16 protein-coding genes are annotated in these 19166 nt (G+C 66.1%); 6 read left to right on the top strand and 10 right to left on the bottom strand.

Annotated elements, in window-relative coordinates:
• The first annotated feature begins 32 nt into the window (after positions 1–32).
• Genes yfiR through yfiB form a run of 3 tightly spaced genes read left to right on the top strand, consistent with a single transcriptional unit; the run spans position 33 to position 2380 of the window.
• A complete protein-coding gene (gene yfiR, locus BMY03_RS04535; RefSeq protein WP_031316726.1) occupies positions 33–608 on the top strand; it encodes a regulatory sequestration protein YfiR in 576 nt (191 codons plus the stop codon).
• On the top strand, positions 605–1876 hold the full coding sequence (dgcN, locus tag BMY03_RS04530) for a diguanylate cyclase DgcN/YfiN (RefSeq protein WP_023632751.1): 1272 nt from the start codon (positions 605–607) through the stop codon (positions 1874–1876). The genes yfiR and dgcN overlap by 4 nt, the downstream gene beginning before the upstream one ends.
• A gap of 3 nt (positions 1877–1879) precedes the next feature.
• Positions 1880–2380 (top strand): outer membrane lipoprotein YfiB, encoded by a 501-nt coding sequence (gene yfiB, locus BMY03_RS04525; RefSeq protein ID WP_231867455.1) that lies wholly within the window; start codon positions 1880–1882, stop codon positions 2378–2380.
• A 40-nt stretch (positions 2381–2420) separates the two neighbouring features.
• Here the strand turns inward: yfiB and BMY03_RS04520 are convergent, their stop codons facing one another.
• A complete protein-coding gene (locus BMY03_RS04520) occupies positions 2421–3371 on the bottom strand; it encodes a LysR family transcriptional regulator (RefSeq protein ID WP_031316500.1) in 951 nt (316 codons plus the stop codon).
• 133 nt (positions 3372–3504) lie between these two features.
• Between BMY03_RS04520 and BMY03_RS04515 the strand changes: the two genes are divergently transcribed.
• Both BMY03_RS04515 and mmsB read left to right on the top strand, forming a co-directional pair.
• On the top strand, positions 3505–5031 hold the full coding sequence (locus BMY03_RS04515; protein WP_038707313.1) for a CoA-acylating methylmalonate-semialdehyde dehydrogenase: 1527 nt from the start codon (positions 3505–3507) through the stop codon (positions 5029–5031).
• Positions 5032–5041: 10 nt separating this feature from the next.
• Complete coding sequence (gene mmsB, locus BMY03_RS04510; RefSeq protein ID WP_038707314.1) at positions 5042–5932, top strand: 3-hydroxyisobutyrate dehydrogenase; 891 nt, start codon at positions 5042–5044, stop codon at positions 5930–5932.
• A 100-nt stretch (positions 5933–6032) separates the two neighbouring features.
• Here the strand turns inward: mmsB and BMY03_RS04505 are convergent, their stop codons facing one another.
• The 8 genes from BMY03_RS04505 to BMY03_RS04470 form a co-directional block, all read right to left on the bottom strand.
• Positions 6033–6377: a cupin domain-containing protein gene (locus BMY03_RS04505; RefSeq protein ID WP_023631693.1), complete on the bottom strand. Its 345-nt coding sequence runs from the start codon at positions 6375–6377 to the stop codon at positions 6033–6035.
• A 130-nt stretch (positions 6378–6507) separates the two neighbouring features.
• Positions 6508–7440 (bottom strand): phosphatidate cytidylyltransferase, encoded by a 933-nt coding sequence (locus BMY03_RS04500; protein ID WP_023631694.1) that lies wholly within the window; start codon positions 7438–7440, stop codon positions 6508–6510.
• A gap of 1 nt (position 7441) precedes the next feature.
• Complete coding sequence (locus tag BMY03_RS04495) at positions 7442–8062, bottom strand: lysophospholipid acyltransferase family protein (protein WP_094010345.1); 621 nt, start codon at positions 8060–8062, stop codon at positions 7442–7444.
• 5 nt (positions 8063–8067) lie between these two features.
• Positions 8068–8487, bottom strand: coding sequence for a hypothetical protein (locus tag BMY03_RS04490; RefSeq protein ID WP_094010344.1), 420 nt, complete (start codon positions 8485–8487; stop codon positions 8068–8070).
• On the bottom strand, positions 8484–9830 hold the full coding sequence (locus BMY03_RS04485; RefSeq protein ID WP_094010343.1) for a phosphatase PAP2/dual specificity phosphatase family protein: 1347 nt from the start codon (positions 9828–9830) through the stop codon (positions 8484–8486). Before BMY03_RS04485 ends, BMY03_RS04490 begins: the two co-directional genes overlap by 4 nt.
• Positions 9830–11584, bottom strand: coding sequence for a bifunctional alpha/beta hydrolase/class I SAM-dependent methyltransferase (locus tag BMY03_RS04480; protein ID WP_094010342.1), 1755 nt, complete (start codon positions 11582–11584; stop codon positions 9830–9832). Before BMY03_RS04480 ends, BMY03_RS04485 begins: the two co-directional genes overlap by 1 nt.
• 30 nt (positions 11585–11614) lie before the next feature.
• Positions 11615–12220, bottom strand: coding sequence for a CDP-alcohol phosphatidyltransferase family protein (locus BMY03_RS04475; protein WP_094010370.1), 606 nt, complete (start codon positions 12218–12220; stop codon positions 11615–11617).
• Between the two features lie 124 nt (positions 12221–12344).
• Entirely contained in the window at positions 12345–13682 is a 1338-nt protein-coding gene (locus BMY03_RS04470) for an MATE family efflux transporter (RefSeq protein ID WP_038707318.1), read from the bottom strand.
• Between the two features lie 155 nt (positions 13683–13837).
• Here BMY03_RS04470 and BMY03_RS04465 point away from each other — a divergent pair, with 155 nt between their 5' ends.
• A complete protein-coding gene (locus BMY03_RS04465; RefSeq protein WP_094010341.1) occupies positions 13838–18742 on the top strand; it encodes an alpha-2-macroglobulin in 4905 nt (1634 codons plus the stop codon).
• A gap of 92 nt (positions 18743–18834) precedes the next feature.
• Here the strand turns inward: BMY03_RS04465 and BMY03_RS04460 are convergent, their stop codons facing one another.
• Positions 18835–19128 carry a hypothetical protein gene (locus tag BMY03_RS04460; protein WP_023631497.1) on the bottom strand — a complete coding sequence of 98 codons (294 nt, stop codon included), beginning with the start codon at positions 19126–19128 and terminating at the stop codon, positions 18835–18837.
• Positions 19129–19166 lie beyond the last annotated feature (38 nt).

Raw genomic sequence — 19166 nt, 5'->3', positions numbered from 1 at the left:
TTATCCGCAAACATTTTGTGAGATTTTCCCCCATGACTGTGGCTGTCTCGGTCTTGAGACGAGTGACGGGTTGTGCGCTCTCGCTGCTGATGGCCACGCTGTTGTCGACCGGCGCTCCCGCCTGGGCGGGCACTGCCGCGTCGGATGCGCAGGCGCAGCAACGGGCCAAGGCCGTGACCCAGGTGGTACTGGGGATCCTCAGCTACGCACGCTGGCCTGCCGACCCCAACCCCTTGCGCCTGTGCCTGGTCGGCCCTACCGAGTACGCCGACGACCTGATCAAGGGCAATGTGCAGAACTCCGGGCAACCCCTGCAGGTGCGCCGTCTGCTGGCCGACGACCCGAGCGTGGCCAATGCCTGTGATGCCATCTATATCGGCAAGCTCGACAAGCTGGAACGTGAGCGGTTGTTCCAGCGGGTCAATGGCCACCCATTGCTGAGCATCAGCGAGGCCGATGACCCGTGCACCGTGGGTAGCCTGTTCTGCCTGCGGGTCAGCGACCAGCAGGTGGCGTTCGACGTCAACCTCGACTCGGTGGCGCGCAGCGGTGTGCGCATCCACCCCAGCGTGCTGCAGCTGTCGCGACGGCGGGCAGGGCAGCCATGAAGCGTTCAGCCAAGCGCTTCAGCCGGCCGACCCTGCGTGCTGTGCTCGGCCGTCGTCACCTGAGCGTGGCGCTGCTCGCCGCGGGCCTGGCCGGTGTGCTGGTGACCCTGCTCGGCGTGGCGGCGTTGCGCGTCTATGCCAATCACAACCTGCACCTGATCGCCCGCTCCATCAACTACACCGTCGAGGCGGCCGTGGTGTTCGACGACAGTGCCGCGGCCAACGAAGCGCTGGCATTGATCGCCTCCACCGAGGAGGTCGCCGACGCCAAGGTCTATGACAACGACGGCGAACTGCTCGCCCATTGGCAGCGTGATACGCCCGGCGTGATGGCGCAGTTGCAGACCCAGGTGGCGCGCGGACTGCTGGAAGAGCCGATCAATATGCCGGTGCAACACATGGGCCAGCGCGTCGGGCATATCGAGTTGACCGGGCAGGGTGGCAGCCTGGTGCGCTTCCTGCTCAGCGGCCTGGCCGGGATCCTGGTGTGCACGGTGCTCAGCGCGGTGCTGGCGCTGTATCTTTCACGGCGCCTGTTCAGCGACATCATCCGGCCCCTGCGCAACCTGGCCAGCGTCGCCCATGCGGCGCGGCGCGAGCGCAGTTTCGACCGCCGCGTGCCGGAAACCCAGATCGCCGAGCTCAACGAGCTGGGCAACGACTTCAATGCCCTGCTCGATGAGCTGGAGGTGTGGCAGAGCCACCTGCAAAGCGAGAACGAAACCCTCGCCCACCAGGCCAGCCATGACAGCCTGACCGGCCTGCCCAACCGCGCCTTCTTCGAAGGGCGGCTGAGTCGCAGCCTGCGCAACGCAGCGCGCACGCAAGATCATCTGGCCCTGTTGTTCCTGGACAGCGACCATTTCAAGCAGATCAACGACAGCCTCGGCCATGCGGTGGGGGACGAAGTGCTGATCAGCGTGGCTAGTCGGGTGCGTGCGCAACTGCGCGAGCATGACCTGGTGGCGCGCCTGGGCGGTGACGAGTTCGCCGTGCTGCTGACGCCGCTGCACTCGCGAGAGGATGCCAAGCGCATCGCCGAGAAAATCGTCGACAGCATGAAGCTGCCGGTGCAACTGGAGGATGGTACCAGTCTGACCACCTCGCTGAGTGTCGGTATCGCCTATTACCCGGACGACGGCCGCGACCCGGCCAGTCTGCTCAATGCCGCCGATGCGGCGATGTACCAGGCCAAGCGCAATCGCCGCGGCCATTGGCAAGTGGCACAGACGGAACGCTGTGCCAACGATGCAAAGAACAGGAGCTGAACCGTGACCAAGCGTTTTTCCGTACTGCGTTTCCCGTTATTCACCCTGCTGCTGGCGCTGTTCGCCCTCACCGGCTGCCAGAGCGTGCCGCCCAAGGGGCTGACACCCGAGCAGGTCGCCGTGCTCAAGCGCGAGGGCTTCGCCCCGACCGATGACGGCTGGGCGTTCGACCTGTCCGGCAAGGTGCTGTTTGGCAGCGACCTGGATAGCCTCAACAGCCAGAGCGAATCGATCGTCGAGCGCATCGGCAAGGCGTTGCTGTCGGTGGATATCCAACGCGTGCGCATCGACGGTCACGCCGACGCCTCGGGCAAGGCCGCCTACAACCAGCAGTTGTCCGAGCGCCGCGCGCAGAGCGTGGCCAAGGCCTTGGCCGGCATCGGCATGCAGCCGCAGAACATCCAGACCCGCGGCATGGGCAGCAGCCAGCCGGTGGCGGACAACCGCACCGCCGCAGGGCGCATGGAGAACCGCCGGGTGTCGATCGTGGTGGGGTCGGAGTGATACCGACATCGCGGGGCTTGCCCCGCGATGATGCCTTCCCTCAATCCCGAGCGAACTTCATCTCCCGCGTCTCCCCCATCAACAACGGCGCATTGGCCTCGGTCACCTCACGGATGTAATCCCACAGCAGGGTGATCCGCTTCAACTTGCGCAGGTCCTCCCGGCAGTACATCCAGAACTGCCGCGTCACCTCGATCTGCTCCGGCAGCACCGTCACCAGCCGTGGGTCCTGCGCCGCCAGGAAGCACGGCAGGATCGCCAGCCCACGCCCCTGCAATGCCGCCGTGTACTGGGCGATCACGCTGGTGCTGCGCAGGTGCGCGTTGGCGTTGGGGATCAGGTTGGCCAGATACAGTAGCTCCGAGCTGAAGGCCAGGTCGTCCACGTAGCTGATGAACGGGTGGCGCCCCAGGTCGGCAATCTCGCGGATGGGTTCATGGCTGTCCAGGTAATCCTGGGTGGCATACAGGCGCAGGCGGTAGTCGCACAGCTTGCAGCACACGTAAGGGCCATGTTCCGGACGCTCCAGGGCGATGACGATATCGGCTTCGCGCTTGGACAGGCTGATGAAGTGCGGCAGCGGCAGGATGTCCACAGAGATCGCCGGCCAGGCATCGACGAAGTGGCTCAGCTGCGGGGTGACGAAGAAGCTGCCGAAGCCTTCGGTGCAGCCCATGCGCACATGCCCCGACAATGCCACGCCCGAGCCCGAGACTTGCTCGCAAGCCATGTGCAAGGTGCTCTCGATCGACTCGGCATAGCCCAGCAGACGCTGGCCCTCGGCGGTGAGGACGAAGCCGTTGGTCCGCGATTTTTCGAACAGCAAAGTGCCCAGCGCCCCTTCCAGTGAACCGATGCGCCGCGACACCGTGGTGTAGTCCACGGCCAGGCGCTTGGCCGCACTGCTGGCCTTGCGGGTGCGCGCTACCTCAAGAAAGAACTTGAGGTCGTCCCAGTTCAGCGCGCTCAGGGAGGTGAGGTCTTTTTGCATGATGATCCGGTTTTTTTGTGCATTCTTGTTGGATGTTTGCACATCTATACTCGATCTCAGCCCCTGTACGCCACCCCGTGTCCATGCCGGCGTAGGCGTCTTCGTTCCGACAATAATTCCAAGGAGAGCGCAGATGAACGCACCCCAGACGCCCGACCAGACCAAGGTCGAGCAGGTCAAGCTGCTGATCGACGGCCAATGGGTCGAGTCGAAAACCACCGAGTGGCGCGACATCGTCAACCCGGCCACCCAGCAGGTGCTGGCGCGTGTGCCGTTCGCCACCGTCGAGGAAGTGAACGCCGCGGTGGCCGCCGCCGAGCGCGCCTTCAAGACCTGGCGCGACACTCCCATCGGCGCGCGCATGCGCATCATGCTCAAGCTGCAGGCGCTGATCCGCGAACACAGCAAGCGCATCGCCGTGACCCTCAGCGCCGAGCAGGGCAAGACCATTGCCGATGCCGAGGGCGATATATTCCGTGGCCTGGAAGTGGTCGAGCACGCCGCCTCCATTGGCACCCTGCAGATGGGCGAGTTCGCCGAGAACGTCGCCGGCGGCGTCGACACCTACACCCTGCGCCAGCCGATCGGCGTGTGCGCCGGCATCACCCCGTTCAACTTCCCGGCGATGATCCCGCTGTGGATGTTCCCGATGGCCATCGTCTGCGGCAACACCTTCGTGCTCAAGCCGTCCGAGCAGGACCCGCTGTCGACCATGATGCTGGTCGAGCTGGCGCTGGAGGCTGGCGTGCCGGCCGGCGTGCTCAACGTGGTGCATGGCGGCAAGCAAGTGGTCGATGGCATCTGCACCCACCCGGACATCAAGGCGATCTCGTTCGTCGGCTCGACCGAAGTCGGCACCCACGTCTACAACCTGGGCAGCCAGCACGGCAAGCGCGTGCAGTCGATGATGGGTGCCAAGAACCACGCCGTGGTGCTGCCCGACGCCAACCGCACCCAGACCATCAACGCCCTGGTCGGCGCCGCCTTCGGCGCGGCCGGCCAGCGCTGCATGGCCACCTCGGTGGCGGTGCTGGTGGGCAAGGCCCGCGAATGGCTGCCGGATATCAAGGACGCGGCGAGCAAGCTCAAGGTCAATGCCGGCAACGAGCCGGGCACCGATGTCGGCCCGGTGGTCTCCAAGCGCGCCAAGGAGCGTGTGCTGGGCCTGATCGAAAGCGGTATCAAGGAGGGCGCCAAGCTCGAACTGGACGGCCGCGACGTGAAGGTGCCGGGCTACGAGCAAGGCAACTTCGTCGGTCCGACCCTGTTCTCCGGGGTGAAGACCGACATGCAGGTCTACACCCAGGAAATCTTCGGCCCGGTGCTGGTGACTTTGGAGGTGGATACCCTCGACGAGGCCATCGCCCTGGTCAACGCCAACCCGTTCGGCAACGGCACCGGCCTGTTCACCCAGAGCGGCGCGGCGGCGCGCAAGTTCCAGAGCGAGATCGACATCGGCCAGGTCGGCATCAACATCCCGATTCCGGTACCGGTGCCGTTCTTCAGCTTCACAGGTTCGCGCGGTTCCAAGCTTGGCGACCTCGGCCCGTACGGCAAGCAGGTGGTGCAGTTCTACACTCAGACCAAGACCGTCACCGCCCGCTGGTTCGACGATGACAGCGTCAATGACGGTGTGAACACCACCATCAGCCTGCGCTAAGGAGCTCGTCATGCGTATCGCATTCATCGGCCTGGGCAACATGGGCGCGCCCATGGCCCGCAACCTGATCAAGGCCGGGCACCAGCTCAACCTGTTCGACCTGAACAAGACCGTGCTGGCCGAACTCGCCGAGCTGGGCGGGCAGGTCAGCACCTCACCGAAGGACGCCGCCGTCAACAGCGAGCTGGTGATCACCATGCTGCCGGCCGCCGCTCATGTGCGTGGCGTGTACCTGGATGAAGAAACCGGCGTGCTGGCCGGCATTCGCCCCGGCACTCCGACCGTGGACTGCAGCACCATCGATCCGCAGACCGCCCGTGAGGTCTCCAAGGCCGCCGCGGCCAAGGGCATCGACATGGGTGATGCGCCGGTCTCTGGCGGCACCGGTGGCGCGGCGGCCGGCACCCTGACCTTCATGGTCGGCGCCAGCGCCGAGCTGTTCGCCACGCTCAAGCCGGTGCTGGAGCAGATGGGCCGCAATATCGTGCATTGCGGCGAAGTCGGCACCGGGCAGATCGCCAAGATCTGCAACAACCTGCTGCTGGGTATCTCGATGATCGGCGTGTCCGAGGCCATGGCCCTGGGCAATGCGTTGGGCATCGACACCAAGGTGCTGGCCGGGATCATCAACAGCTCGACCGGACGTTGCTGGAGTTCGGACACCTACAACCCGTGGCCAGGCATCATCGAGACTGCCCCAGCTTCACGGGGGTATACCGGCGGCTTCGGCGCCGAACTGATGCTCAAGGACCTGGGGCTGGCCACCGAGGCCGCGCGCCAGGCGCACCAGCCGGTGATCCTGGGTGCCGTGGCCCAGCAACTTTACCAGGCCATGAGCCTGCGCGGCGAAGGTGGCAAGGATTTCTCGGCGATCGTCGAGGGGTACCGCAAGAAGGATTGACCCGCGAGTGGACTTGATCGCGGATCGTATGGTCCTCCCCCTTGTAACTGCGCACCTTGGGGGAGGGGCATGTGCTCCGCGATTTTTTTGCTTCGAGCTTTCAGGCAAACACGAAGTATTTGCGCACCGTCTCGACCACTTCCCAGGTCCCTTTCATCCCCGGCTCGATCACGAACACATCCCCCGCCTTCAGATGCTTCGGCTCCTCGCCTTCCGGGGTGACGATGCAGTAGCCATCGAGGAAATGGCAGTACTCCCACTTCTCGTAGTTGACCTCGAACTTGCCCGGCGTGCAGATCCAGGTGCCCATGATCTTGCTGCCGTCGGCGGACAGGTAGGCGTTCAGGTTGACGGTGTGCGGGTCGCCGCCGATGCGCTTCCATTTGGTCGCGTCGACCACCGGGGTCGGACAGGTTTCGCGCAGGACGGTGATGAAGTCGGACATGGCATGGCTCCAGGTAACAGGTGAGATGACGCGTCACCATAGGGCCATCGAAGTACGGGCAGTTGCCTGGGCTCGACGTCCAGCTGTCAGAGCGCGCTATCTCAACCCAAGCCTGCCGATCGGCCAGGCTTCACGCCCACCAGTAACGCACGAAGTGGAAGAACACGGGCGCTGCGAAGCACACCGAGTCCATGCGGTCGAGCATGCCGCCGTGGCCTTCGATCATGTGGCCCCAGTCCTTCACTCCGCGGTCGCGCTTGATCGCCGACATCACCAGCCCTCCAAAGAAGCCCATGGCATTGACCGTCAGCGCCATCAGCGCCGCCTGCCAGAAGGTGAACGGGGTGATCCAGCACAGCAGGGCGCCGACCAGGGTCGCCAAGGCCACGCCGCCGGCCAGGCCTTCGACGGTCTTCGACGGCGACAGGTTGGGCGCCACCTTGCGCTTGCCGAACAGCTTGCCGCAGACGTACTGCAGCACGTCGCTGATCTGCACCACCAGGATCAGCCAGGCGATCAGCAGCAGGTTGCGGCCTTCGTAGCCGGGGATGTCCAGGGTCATCAGCGCCGGCACCGAAGACACGCAGTACACCGCGATCATCAGGCCCCACTGCACCTTCGAGGCGCGCTCGAGGAAGCGCGTGGTGTCGCCGCCGAAGCTGGCGAGGATCGGCAGCAGCAGGAACAGGTACACCGGGATGAAGATGCTGAACAGGCCGTACCAGTCCATGGCGATCAGCAGGTACTGCACCGGCAACGCCACGTAGAACGCCGCCACCAGGGCGGGGTAGTCGCTGCGTCGGGTCGGGGTGAGGGTCATGAACTCGCGCAGGGCGTAGAACGAGACGCCGTAGAACAGCACGATGACGCCGTACTTGCCGAACAGGAAGGCGATGCCGATCACCAGCACCATCACCCACCAGGCATTGATGCGCGCGTTGAGGTTGTCGATCACCGCATGTGGCGCGGGGCCGGCACGCCACTTGAGCAGGCGGCCGACGAGGCTGGCGAGCAGCAGCAGGGCGCCGATACCGGCGAATAGCGACAGGGTGTTGTGATCCATCTCAGGCTTCCTTCGGGGCCAGGTTCAGCAGGGCCTGGCGGGCCCGCTCGAGAAAGGCATGCTTGGCTTCGTCCTGCTGCAGGTGCAGCGGCTCGCCGAAACTCAGGGTGCACAACAGCGGCAGCGGCAGGGCGCGTCCTTTGGGCATGACCCGGTTGAGGTTGGCGATCCACACCGGCACCAGCTCTACCTGCGGGTTGGCCGAGGCCAGGTGGAACAGGCCGCTCTTGAACGGCAGCAGCGGGTCATCGGTGAGGTTGCGCGTGCCTTCCGGGAAGAAGATCAGCGAGTCACCCTGGGCAAAGGCGTCGAGCACCGGTTGCAGTGGGTTGCCCTCGCAGGCCAGCTGGCGATCGATCAGCACGCCGTTGAACACCTGGCGGATCAGGAAGTCGCGGATGCCCGGCTTGCACCAGTAGTCGGCGCCGGCCACTGGCCGGGTGCGGCGGCGCAGCGGCTCGGGCAGCGCGGCCCAGAGCAGCACGAAGTCACCGTGGCTGCTGTGGTTGGCGAAGTACAGGCGCTGCACCGGTTGCGGCGTGCAGCCCAGCCACAGGGCGCGGGCACCGGTGATCAGGCGGGCGGCGGAGGTGATGACGAAGGCAGTCAGGCTGGCGAGCATCGGGGTTATCCGGTGAAGGGAAGGGTGACGGCGAGCAGCACCTGCGCGGCCAGGCACAAGGCCTGACGGCGCAGCAGGGCCAGGGCAGCCTCGCTGCGTGCAGGCCAGCCGCGTGGATCGTCGGCGGTCGGTTTCAGGCGCAGTTCGAACAGGGCACGGTCCAGGGCCTGGGTATCAGCGGGCAGGCTGTCGCGGCTGGCGAGCCGGGCGAACAGCTCGGCATCCAGGGCAACGCGTATGGCCCAGTACTTGTGCGCCAGGCCAAGCGCCAGCAACGTTGCGCAGAACACCCGGGGCAGCGCTGGCAGCGGCACGCCCAGCATGGGCGCCAGGCTGCAGGCCAGGGCCAGCAAGGTGATGCCGTCCGACCAGCGCTCCAGTTGGCGGCCACGGGCGAGCAGGCTGGCGACGACGAGCAGGTTCATGGCTGTGTCTCCAGCGGCTGCAGGGCCTGGCGGTGGGCTGGATGCAATACCACGCCGGGGCGCGCCTGGCGGATCAGTGTTTCGGCATGCGCGATTGCCTTGCAGCGACCGCTGACAACCAGCCAGGCGGCGACTGCGCTGGCGCTGCGTGAGTAGCCCAGTGCGCAGCAGACCAGTACCGGGCCGTGCCGGCGCAGGTGTTCGATAGCCTCGGCAGCTTGCTGCAAGGTCTGCGTGTCAGGGGCGACCAGGTCCAGTGACGGCAGGTTCAGGTAGGACTGCGAAGCCTGTGGCGTCTGCTCGTGGCAGCGCGCTTGCCCCGCGATGCGGACCCGGCAGGCGAGCTCCGCGCTGAGGTCGATCACCGCCGGGAACTGCACCGTATCACCCGCGCCCGGCACACGCCCGAGGTACACCCCCTCGCACACCTCATCCGCCTGCGGATGGCGCCAGGTCCACAGCCTTGAATTGATCCAGGCAGCAATCAGGTAAGGCGCCAGCAATGCCGTCGCCGCGACCGACAGCCGGCCATCGCTGCTTTTCTGGAAACCTTGCGCTCCGAACAGTGCGTAGTTCAACGCTACCAGCAGCAGTGAAAACGCAGGCCAGAGCAGCCACAAGGCGGAGTGCCCCAGCTTGAACCCGAGCACGGCCAGCAGCAGCGCGCCCAGTCCATAACGCAACGCCAGCCGCCAGCGTTTGGGATCGCGTGCCAGGCGTGCCTGCTGCCAGGGCAACGGCCCTTGTTGCGGCCACAGCCACAGGCAGACGAACCCGGCCAACGCCCCGGTCGGCACATCGATGAAGTGATGCTGCCAGGTGCTCAGGACCGACAGCCCGATCAGCCCCATCCAGCCGTGCACCAGCCAGCGCCAGGCGGGATGCCGCGCATGGCGGGCGAACATCGTCCAGATGATCACCAACAGCGCGATATGCAGCGAAGGCGCCTGGTTGTAGGGCTTGTCGAAGCCCATCAGCACATCGAACAGCCAGCCGAACAGCCCTGACAGCTCGGGACGCTCGAAGGTGAAGCGCAGCGGCCAGAGCAGGAAGCAGGCCACGCAGATCATCTGTGCCGTGAGCAATGCCAAGGCATGTCGGTCCATCTCGCGACGTGTACGTGGCAGCAGGAACGACAACCCGTACAGCAGGTCGATCGACCAGTACGGGATGATAGTCCACGGCCACAGCGGCATGTGCCGTTCCCAGGCGAACACCAGGCTGCCGATATCGTCGCGTCCGGCCGTGTAGGAGTTGGCCAGGCCGTAGCTGAGGAAAAACAACGGTCCGAGCAGCAACAGCCAGAGCACGCCGCGGCGGATCAGCCCGGTTTCACGGGCCATCAGCGCACCCGCTGCGCTAGGCTGACGCTGAAGATGCCCCATTCATCGATGCGCTGGGTGATCTTGCGGAACCCTGCGGCCTCGACCAACTGATCCATCTCTGCCTGGCTGCGTCGGCGCATAACCCAGGCCTGGCCGCCGCGGTGGCTGGTCAGGGCGCGGGCGATCATCTCCAGCTGCGGATGCCAGGGCTGGCCGGTGTAGACCAGGTAGCCGCCGTCCTCGACGGCATCGGCCAAGCCCGCCAGTGAATTGCCGACCAGCTCGTTGCTGGCGAACAGCTCGTAGAGCCCCGAGACCACCGCGAGGGTGGGGCGTGGGGTGAGGCTGGCCAGGCTTTGCCGATCGAAGGCATCACCCTGGACGAAGCGGGCGATCTCGCCGAGGTCTTTTTCGCTGATCAGTGCGTTGCCCTGTTGCACGTTCAGCTCGCTGTAGTCGCGCAGCAGGATCGAGTCGGGCAGTTGCTGCAGGCCTTGCAAGGCCTCGAGGATATAGCGGCCATGGCCGGCGGCGATATCGACGATATGGACCGGGCGCTGCTGCTCGCGCAACTGGGCGATGGCCAGGCGCAACAGCTCCTCGACGTTCAGCTTGCGCTGGCGGATACCGCGCCAGCCGATGGCGTCCAGGTAGTTCCGGTCGACCAGCTCGCCCAACCGGCCTTTGCCGGTCGGCGTATTGCGGTAGACGTAGTCGAGGGTCGAGCCGGAGTCGAAGCCGGTGTCGAAGCCCAGTTTCACCCCCTCGGAAAGGCCCTTGCCCAACTGCAGGCCGGCGCGGGTGGCGCGCCAGTAGAGGTCGCGTGGCGAATGGCGTGGCAACGGCGCAGCCAGGCTCTCGGCCTCGGCGCAGCTGGCGCCGCTCCTGTCGGCGTCCAACAAGGAAGGGCGCGCTGGCGGCGCGTCGAAGCAGTGCTCGACGAAGCGTTCGATCCGCGCCAGGGCGTGGGCGCGGTCGCGCTCGCCAAGGGTGTCATGGAAGAAGCCTGGCAGGATGTGCTTTTCCTTGCGTGCGCTGCCCAGGCGATCGAAGAACTGCTCCTGCGGCTTGCGCTCGACCACCAGGTCCGCGCCGGAGATCAGCAGTTGCGTCGGCACCTGGATTGCCTGGGCGTCGGCCACCACGCGGTCGGCGGCGTCATACAGGCCCAGCAGCATGCTGACCGAAATGGGCCGGCTGATCAGCGGGTCGGCGACATAGGACATGACCCGCTCCGGGTCATGGGTCAACAGGCGCGGCTTGACGTAGCTGTTGACGAAGAAGTTGCCGCGCAGGGCCTTCATCAGCTTCAGCCCGGGGCGGGCGAAGGGCACATAGAGTTTGACCTTGAACGCCGGCGAAGCGAGCACCAGGCAGCGCACCCTGGGCGCATAGTCGTGGGCCCAGGTGGCGATCAGTACCGCGCCGACGCTTTGCGCCAGCACCACCATATCGGGTTCGGCGATGCCATGGCTGGCCTGGAGGTGCTCGATGAAGGTCTGCACGTCGCGCACGCTGGTGGCGAAGCCCGGGCTGTCGCCGCGTGCTCCTGGCGATTGGCCATGGCCACGGGCGTCCCAGGCGAAGAAATCATAACCGGGCATGTTCAGTTCGTCGGCCAGGTGGGCCATGCGCCCGCCGTGCTCGTGGCCGCGGTGGAACATCACCACGGCGCGGCGTGGTTGATGCTCGTTGCGCGTGGCGGGCCAGTGGCGATAGTGCAGCTCGACGCCGTCATGGGTGCAGAAATGCAGCGATTGCGCTTGGCGCATGGCGAATATCCTTGTCCGGCAGCGAGGGGCTCAGCGGGTTTCGGCCAGGCCGTGGCGAACCCGGTTGTACAGGGTATAGAGCGAGAGCAGCAGGATCACCAGCAGCAGGCCATTGATCCAGCTCGCGGCCAGCAGCCCGAACGCCACGCCAGTGCCCAGCACGCCGAAGGCGAAGGCCCGGTCGCTCTTGCCCATTGGCCCGTCGTAGCGGCGTGACGCGCCGGCCAGCGGGCCCATTACCCCGGCGTATTCGCTGATCACGGCGAACACCACCACCAGCACCACCAGTGCCGGCGAAACGCCGGGCAGCAGGGCGAACGGCAGGTACAGCGCGGTGTCGGCGATCACGTCGCACAGTTCATTGAGGTAGGCGCCGAGCCTGGACTGCTGGCCGAACTCGCGGGCGAGCATGCCGTCGACCGCGTTCAGCGCCATGCGCAGCAGCATCCACAGCGGTATCAGGATGAACAGCCAGGTGGCCTGGTGCTGCCAGGCGAGCAGCAGGCCAAGGACGATGGAGACCGCCGCGGCGGCGACGGTGACCTGGTTGGCGGTGACGCCACGCTCGTACAGGCGTTGCACCGAAGGGCGCAGCAGCGCCTGGAAGCGGGGTTTGAGCTGGTAGATGGATGGCACGGCGAATTCCCTGTCATGGTGCGGCATGGCCGCGATTGTGGGGAATCAGGCCGGGGGCAGGCAAGGGGGCAGGTGAGGGCTTTCGCCTGGTTTCGTGACGCAGCGCTGCAAAGCGGCGCCGCTCTCAGCGAATCCAGCGGTCGCGCTGCTGCAAACGCCACCCCAGCCACCCCAGCGTCACCGCCCGCAGCACCATGAAGCCGAGGAACGCCCACCACAGCCCATGGTTGCCGAACCCGCGCATGGCAAGCGCCAGGGGCAGCGCGACCGCCACCGACAGCAGCATCGCATTGCGCATCTCGCGTGCCCGCGTCGCGCCGATGAACAAGCCATCGAGCAGGTAGCTCCACACGGCTACCAATGGCAGCACCGCCAGATAGGGCAGATAGGGATACGCGGCTTCGCGCACACTGGCAATGTCGGTCTGCAGGTCGATGAACAGGTGCCCGCCCAGCAAGAACAGCACGGCGAACACCAGGCTGACGATCAGCGACCAGCCGCAGGCCACCACCAGTGCCTGCTTCAGGGCACTGCGGTCACGGGCGCCGATGGCATGGCCGCACAGGGCCTCGACCGCATGGGCCAGGCCATCGAGGGCATAGGCGGTGAGCATCAGCCCATTGAGCAGCAGGGCATTGGCTGCCACCGTAGCCTCGCCCAGGCGCGCACCCTGCACGGTGAGCAGCAGGAACACCAGTTGCAGGGCCAGGCTGCGCAGGAAGATGTCGCGGTTGACCGCCAGCAGCGGCCGCCAGCTCTGCCAGCGTTTCAACGCGGCCCAGGCGACCTGCCCGGGGTAGGCGCGCAAGGCCGGGCGGGTGAGGGCCAGGCCGAGCAGGGCGGCGCTCCATTCGGCGATCACCGAGGCCCGCGCCGAGCCGACCACCCCCCAGTCCAGGCCAAGTACGAACCACAGGTTCAGGGCGATGTTGAGCAGGTTGGTCGTCAGCAGGATCGCCAGCGGCGCCCTGGCGTTCTGGGTGCCGAGGAACCAGCCGACCAGGGCATAGCTGGCCAGTGCTGCCGGCAGGCCGAGCAGGCGGGTGTGGAAGAAGGCTTCGGTCGAGGCATGCAGCGCCTCGCTGGGCTGCATCGCCTGCAGTGCCAGTTGGCTGAAGGGTAGGGCCAGCAGGCCGATCAGCACGGCGAAAGCCAGCGCCAGCAGCAGCCCCTGCACAAGTACCTGGCGCAGCGCGGCGCCGTCGGCGCGGCCGGCGGCCTGGGCGGCGAAGCCGGTGGAGCCCATGCGCAGGAAGCCCAGCAGGCCGACCATGAAGGTGAACAGCGTGGCACCGACGGCCACCGCGCCCAACTGATGGGCATGGGGCAGGTGGCCGATCACCGTGCTGTCGACCAGCGCCACCAGCGGCACCGAGATGTTGGACAGGATCATCGGCGCGGCCAGGGCCCAGACCTTGTGGTGGGTGGGGCGGTTGCGCCAGGCGGTGGACAGTGAAGACATGCGGGCTCCTGCGTGATTGCGCAACGGATTGTACCGGCCCGGCAACCTATTGGCGCGAACACGGTCTCACTTACCGCGCATCGCCAGGAAAGCCTCGAGCCGTTGCGCTATAGTTGCCCCCCTCACGTACACGCTGCCGAAGAGTTCTCTCTCAAATGCTCAACAAAGGATTGTTGCTGGCCTGCGCGCTGGCCCTGCTCAGTGCCTGTGATTCTTCCACCCCGGACAAGCCATCGGCGCCTGCTGCTGACGCCGCTGCCGTCGCGCCTGTCGAAACCCGGACGGCCAAGCGCGAAGATCCGGCAGTGCTCGCCAAACGCTATGCCGGCCGTGAACTGACCGTGCTGGACGTCTCGGAAGTGCAGCTCGACGGCGCCAGCACCCTGTCGGTCAGCGTCTCCGCGCCGCTGGACGCCAATCAGGACTTCGCCGGCAAGTTGCACCTGGTCGACACCGTCAAGGGCAAGGTCGACGGCGCCTGGGAACTCTCCGACAACCAGATGGAACTGCGCCTGCGCCACCTGGAGCCCCAGCGCAAGATGGTCCTGACCATCGACAAGGGCCTGCTCTCGGTCAACGGCAACCAGCTGCAGGCCGAATCGGTCAGCCGCTTCGAGACCCGCGATATGCAGGCCACGGTGGGCTTCGCCAGCCGCGGTTCGCTGCTGCCCACGCGCCTGGCCGAAGGCCTGCCGGTGATTGCCCTGAACGTCGACAAGGTCGATGTCGAGTTCTTCCGCATCAAGCCGGACATGCTCTCGAGTTTCCTGGTCAACTGGGGGCGCAACAGCAGCCTGTACTACTACCAGTCCAAGGAAACCCTGGAGATGGCCGAGCTGGTCTACAGCGGCCGTTTCGACCTCAACCCGGCGCGCAATACCCGCGAAACCGTGCTGTTGCCGATCGCCGGGATCAAGCCGCTGCAGGAGCCAGGCGTATACCTGGCGGTGATGCGTGCCTCGGGCACCTATGACTACTCGCAGCCGGCGACCCTGTTCACCCTGAGTGACATCGGTGTCTCGGCGCACCGCTATCGCGATCGCCTGGACGTGTTCACCCAGGCTCTTGAGGGCGGCAAGGCGCTCAAGGACGTCACCCTCGAGTTGCACGACGACAAGGGCAAGTTGCTGGCCCAGGCCAAAACAGACGGCGACGGTCATGCGCAGCTGCCGATCACCGCCAAGGCCGATACGCTGATCGCCACTCAGGGCGTGCACACCACCCTGCTGCGTCTGAACACCGCGGCGCTGGACCTGGCCGAGTTCGACATCACCGGGCCCCAGGCCAACCCGCTGCAGTTCTTCATCTTTGGCCCCCGTGACCTCTATCGCCCAGGCGAGACCGTGCTGCTCAACGGCCTGCTGCGCGACCAGGATGGCAAGCCGGTCAAGGCCCAGCCGGTGAACGTGGAAGTACGCCGCCCCGATGAGCAGGTCAGCCGCAAGTTCGTCTGGGAGGCCGACCAGAACGGCCTGTTCCAGTACCAGCTGCAACTGGCCAGCGAAGCGCCGACCGGCCGTTGGCAGTTGCTGCTCGACATGGGCGGTGGCCGCAAGCAGGTTTACGAATTCCTAGTCGAGGACTTCCTCCCCGAGCGCCTGGCGCTGGAGCTCAAAGGCAGTGCCGCGCCGCTGGCGCCGGAGCAAACCGCCACGATCCAGGTCAATGGTCGTTACCTCTATGGAGCTCCCGCCGCCGGCAACCGCCTCAGTGGCCAGGCCTACGTGCGTCCGTTGCGTGAAGCGGTGAAGGCGCTGCCGGGCTATCAGTTCGGCGCGGTCACCGAGACCGAGCTGAACCAGGACCTGGAACTGGACGAAGTCACCCTCGACCAGAACGGCAAGGCCCGCATCGACATCGAAAGTCGCTGGGCTGAAGCCCGCTCGCCGCTGCAACTGACCGTGCAGGCCAGCCTGCAGGAGTCCGGTGGTCGGCCGATCACCCGGCGCCTGGAGCAGCCGATCTGGCCTGCCGAGCGTATGCCGGGCCTGCGCGGCCTGTTCGACGGCGAAGAAACCGATGGCGACGGCCCGGTGGAGTTCGAGTTCCTGGTGGCTGATCGCGACGGCAAGAAACTGGCCGCCGACAACCTGAAGGTACGGCTGATCCGCGAGCGCCGCGACTACTATTGGAACTACTCGCAGAGCGATGGCTGGAGCTACAACTACAACGAGAAGTTCCTTACCCAGGCTGAAGAAACCGTCAGCGTGAAGGCAGGTTCCACCGCCAAGCTGAACTTCCAGGTGGAGTGGGGTCCGTACCGTGTCGAGGTGGAAGACCCGCAGACCGGCCTGGTCTCCAGTGCCCGCTTCTGGGCCGGCTACCGCGCCCAGGACAACGCCGAGGGTGGCGCCGTGCGCCCTGACCAGGTGAAGATCGCCCTGGACAAGCCAGCCTACAAGGAAGGCGGCACCGCCAAGGTCACCGTCACCCCGCCGGCCGCCGGCAGCGGCTACCTGATGATCGAGTCCGCCGACGGCCCGCTGTGGTGGCAGGAAATCGAGGTGCCGGCCGAGGGCAAGACCTTCGATGTCGAACTGGACAAGAAGTGGGCGCGCCACGACCTGTACATCAGCGCCCTGGTGATCCGCCCGGGTGAGCGCAAGGCCAACGCCACGCCGAAACGCGCCGTGGGCGTGCTGCACCTGCCGCTGGACCGCGCCGAGCGCAAGCTGGCCGTGTCGCTGCAGGCGCCGGAAAAAATGCGGCCCAAGCAACCGCTGACCGTCAAGGTCAAGGCGGTCAACGCCGATGGCAGCGTGCCCAAGCAGGTGCATGTGCTGTTGTCGGCGGTGGACGTGGGCATCCTCAACATCACCGACTTCAAGACCCCCGATCCGTTCGCCAGCCTGTTCGGCCGCAAGGCCTATGGCGCCGACCAGCTGGACATCTATGGCCAGTTGATCGAAGCCGGCCAGGGCCGCCTGGCCAGCCTGGCCTTCGGCGGTGACGCCGCCATGGCCAAGGGCGGCAAGCGCCCGAACACCACGGTGACCATCGTCGCCCAGCAGAGCCTGCCGGTGACCCTCGATGAAAAAGGCGAGGGCCAGGCCAGCGTCGATATTCCCGATTTCAACGGTGAACTGCGCCTGATGGCCCAGGCCTGGACCGAAGAACACTTCGGCATGGCCGAGGGCAAGACCGTGGTCGCCGCGCCGCTGATCGCCGAGCTGTCCGCGCCGCGCTTCCTCGCCGGTGGCGATCAGACCCGCCTGGCGCTGGACCTGGCCAACCTGTCCGGCCGCGCCCAGCAACTGAGCGTGCAGGTGTCCAGCGAAGGTCAACTGAGCCTGGTCGGTGGCGCTCAGCAGAACTTCACCCTCGCCGAAGGCCAGCGCACCACCCTGATGATCCCGGTGCAGGCCCAGGGGGGCCTGGGCCAGGGCAAGGTTCGCGTGCAGGTCAACGGCCTGCAGCTGCCGGGTGAGCCGGCTAGTACCTTCGAGCGTGAATGGACCCTGGGTATTCGCCCGGCTTACCCGGCGATGCTCAAGCACTACCGCGTGGCCCTCAAGGACCAGCCCTGGAGCCTGCCCGACAGCGACCTGGCCGAGTTCGAGCCTGCGGGCCTGGAGGCCAGCCTGGCGTTATCGAGCCGCCCACCGCTGAACCTTGCCGAGCAGATCCGCGCCCTGGAAGCCTACCCCTACGGCTGCCTGGAGCAGACCACCAGTGGCCTGTACCCGTCGCTGTACGCCGATGCCGACAGCCTCAAGCGCCTGGGCATCAAGGGTGAGCCGGCCGATGTGCGCAAACGCAAGATCGAGATGGGCATCGAGCATCTGCTGGGCATGCAGCGCTACAACGGCAGCTTCGGCCTGTGGAGTTCGGACAGCGAGGAGGAATACTGGCTGACTGCCTACGTGACCGATTTCCTGCTGCGCGCCCGCGAGCAAGGCTACGGTGTACCGGCCGAGGCGCTGAAGAAGGCCAGCGAGCGCCTGCTGCGCTATGTGCAGGAGCGCAACCTGATCGAAGTCGACTACAGCCAGAACGCCGACCACACCCGCTTCGCCGTGCAGGCCTACGCCGGCCTGGTGCTGGCGCGCAGCCAACAGGCGCCGCTGGGCGCCTTGCGCAGCCTGTTCGAGCGTCGTGCTGACGCCCGCTCCGGTTTGCCGCTGGTGCAACTGGCGGTGGCGCTGGACAAGATGGGCGACAAGCAACGTTCGCAGCAGGCGCTGCAGGCGGGCCTGGCGGTCACCCGCGGCAAAGGCTGGCTGGCCGACTACGGCAGCGCCCTGCGTGACCAGGCGTTGATCCTGTCCCTGCTGCAGGAGAACAACCTGGCCGCCAATCAGGTCGACCAGCGCCTGTTCGGCCTGTCCGACGAGTTGGCCGCCAACCGTTGGCTGTCTACCCAGGAGCGCAACGCGCTGTTCCTTGCCGGCCGTGGCCTGCTGGGCAAGCCGGAGGGTACTTGGAAGGCTCGCCTGGACAGCGCCGGTGAAGTCCGTGAGTTCGACAACAATGATTCGGGCATGAAGCTCGAGGGCCCGCTGCTGGCCTCGCCATTGACCGTGCAGAACCAGGGTGGCGACACCCTGTACCAGCAGCTGACCTTGTCCGGCTACCCGCGCCAGGCTCCGGCCGCCAGCGGCAATGGCATGGAAATCCGCCGCGAGTACCTGGGCATGAATGGCCAGGCGCTGGATGTGCGCAACCTGCGCAGCGGTGACCTGGTGCTGGTGCACCTGGCGCTCAAGGCCCAGGACCAGGTGCCCGACGCCCTGGTAGTGGACCTGCTGCCGGCAGGCCTGGAGCTGGAGAACCAGAACCTGGCGCAGAGCGCTGCCAGCCTGGACAATGCCAGCAGCGCGGTGAAGCAGTGGCGCGAGTCGATGCAGAACGCCAGCGTGGTGCACCAGGAGTATCGCGACGACCGCTACGTGGCCGCGCTCAAGCTCGACAGCTACGGCACCACCCACCTGCTGTACCTGGCCCGTGCGGTGACGCCGGGCAGCTACCGCGTTCCGCCTCCGCAGGTGGAGTCGATGTACCGGCCCAACCTGCAGGCGATTGGTGATAGCCAGGGCGAGATGATTGTAAGAGCTCGCTGACCCTCAAGCTGTGAGCTGCAAGCTACAAGAGAAAGCAGTCGATGCAGGCTGCTTTCAACTTGCCGCTTGTAGCTCCAAGCTTGCAGCTGCTTTCAATGCACTACCCAGCTCAACACCCACAACCCCAGCAACGCCCAGATGATCCCGAGGATGATCGATGCGCGCATGAAAGCGCGGACCGCCGAGTACAGCAACATCAGGCCGACGATAAGCGCCAGGATGCTCACCAGCGAGGTGTCCATCCCCAGCGTGCGCGCCAGGCCATCGATGAAATTGCCACCGGCGTTGGCCAGCAGGTTGAACAACCCGCTCAAGCCATCGACGATGAACCGGATCACCGAACCCAGTGCCTGGCCCAGCCATTCGAAAAAACCTTCTACATGCATAGTCGCTTCCTGATCAACGAATCGGCGATTCCCAGCCT

Source organism: Pseudomonas soli (assembly GCF_900110655.1).
Lineage (GTDB): Bacteria > Pseudomonadota > Gammaproteobacteria > Pseudomonadales > Pseudomonadaceae > Aquipseudomonas > Aquipseudomonas soli.
Note: the sequence above shows the minus strand (reverse complement) of the source record. Positions and strands in the feature narration are given on the sequence as shown.

What these genes read in the sequence shown, in the direction of transcription:
- BMY03_RS04460 (WP_023631497.1), bottom strand. Translation starts at nt 19,128, where the DNA reads ATGCATGTAGAAGGTTTTTTCGAATGGCTGGGCCAGGCACTGGGTTCG.
- BMY03_RS04515 (WP_038707313.1), top strand. Translation starts at nt 3,505, where the DNA reads ATGAACGCACCCCAGACGCCCGACCAGACCAAGGTCGAGCAGGTCAAG.
- BMY03_RS04470 (WP_038707318.1), bottom strand. Translation starts at nt 13,682, where the DNA reads ATGTCTTCACTGTCCACCGCCTGGCGCAACCGCCCCACCCACCACAAG.
- BMY03_RS04480 (WP_094010342.1), bottom strand. Translation starts at nt 11,584, where the DNA reads ATGCGCCAAGCGCAATCGCTGCATTTCTGCACCCATGACGGCGTCGAG.
- BMY03_RS04505 (WP_023631693.1), bottom strand. Translation starts at nt 6,377, where the DNA reads ATGTCCGACTTCATCACCGTCCTGCGCGAAACCTGTCCGACCCCGGTG.
- BMY03_RS04500 (WP_023631694.1), bottom strand. Translation starts at nt 7,440, where the DNA reads ATGGATCACAACACCCTGTCGCTATTCGCCGGTATCGGCGCCCTGCTG.
- BMY03_RS04465 (WP_094010341.1), top strand. Translation starts at nt 13,838, where the DNA reads ATGCTCAACAAAGGATTGTTGCTGGCCTGCGCGCTGGCCCTGCTCAGT.
- BMY03_RS04495 (WP_094010345.1), bottom strand. Translation starts at nt 8,062, where the DNA reads ATGCTCGCCAGCCTGACTGCCTTCGTCATCACCTCCGCCGCCCGCCTG.
- yfiR (WP_031316726.1), top strand. Translation starts at nt 33, where the DNA reads ATGACTGTGGCTGTCTCGGTCTTGAGACGAGTGACGGGTTGTGCGCTC.
- dgcN (WP_023632751.1), top strand. Translation starts at nt 605, where the DNA reads ATGAAGCGTTCAGCCAAGCGCTTCAGCCGGCCGACCCTGCGTGCTGTG.
- mmsB (WP_038707314.1), top strand. Translation starts at nt 5,042, where the DNA reads ATGCGTATCGCATTCATCGGCCTGGGCAACATGGGCGCGCCCATGGCC.
- BMY03_RS04520 (WP_031316500.1), bottom strand. Translation starts at nt 3,371, where the DNA reads ATGCAAAAAGACCTCACCTCCCTGAGCGCGCTGAACTGGGACGACCTC.
- BMY03_RS04490 (WP_094010344.1), bottom strand. Translation starts at nt 8,487, where the DNA reads ATGAACCTGCTCGTCGTCGCCAGCCTGCTCGCCCGTGGCCGCCAACTG.
- BMY03_RS04485 (WP_094010343.1), bottom strand. Translation starts at nt 9,830, where the DNA reads ATGGCCCGTGAAACCGGGCTGATCCGCCGCGGCGTGCTCTGGCTGTTG.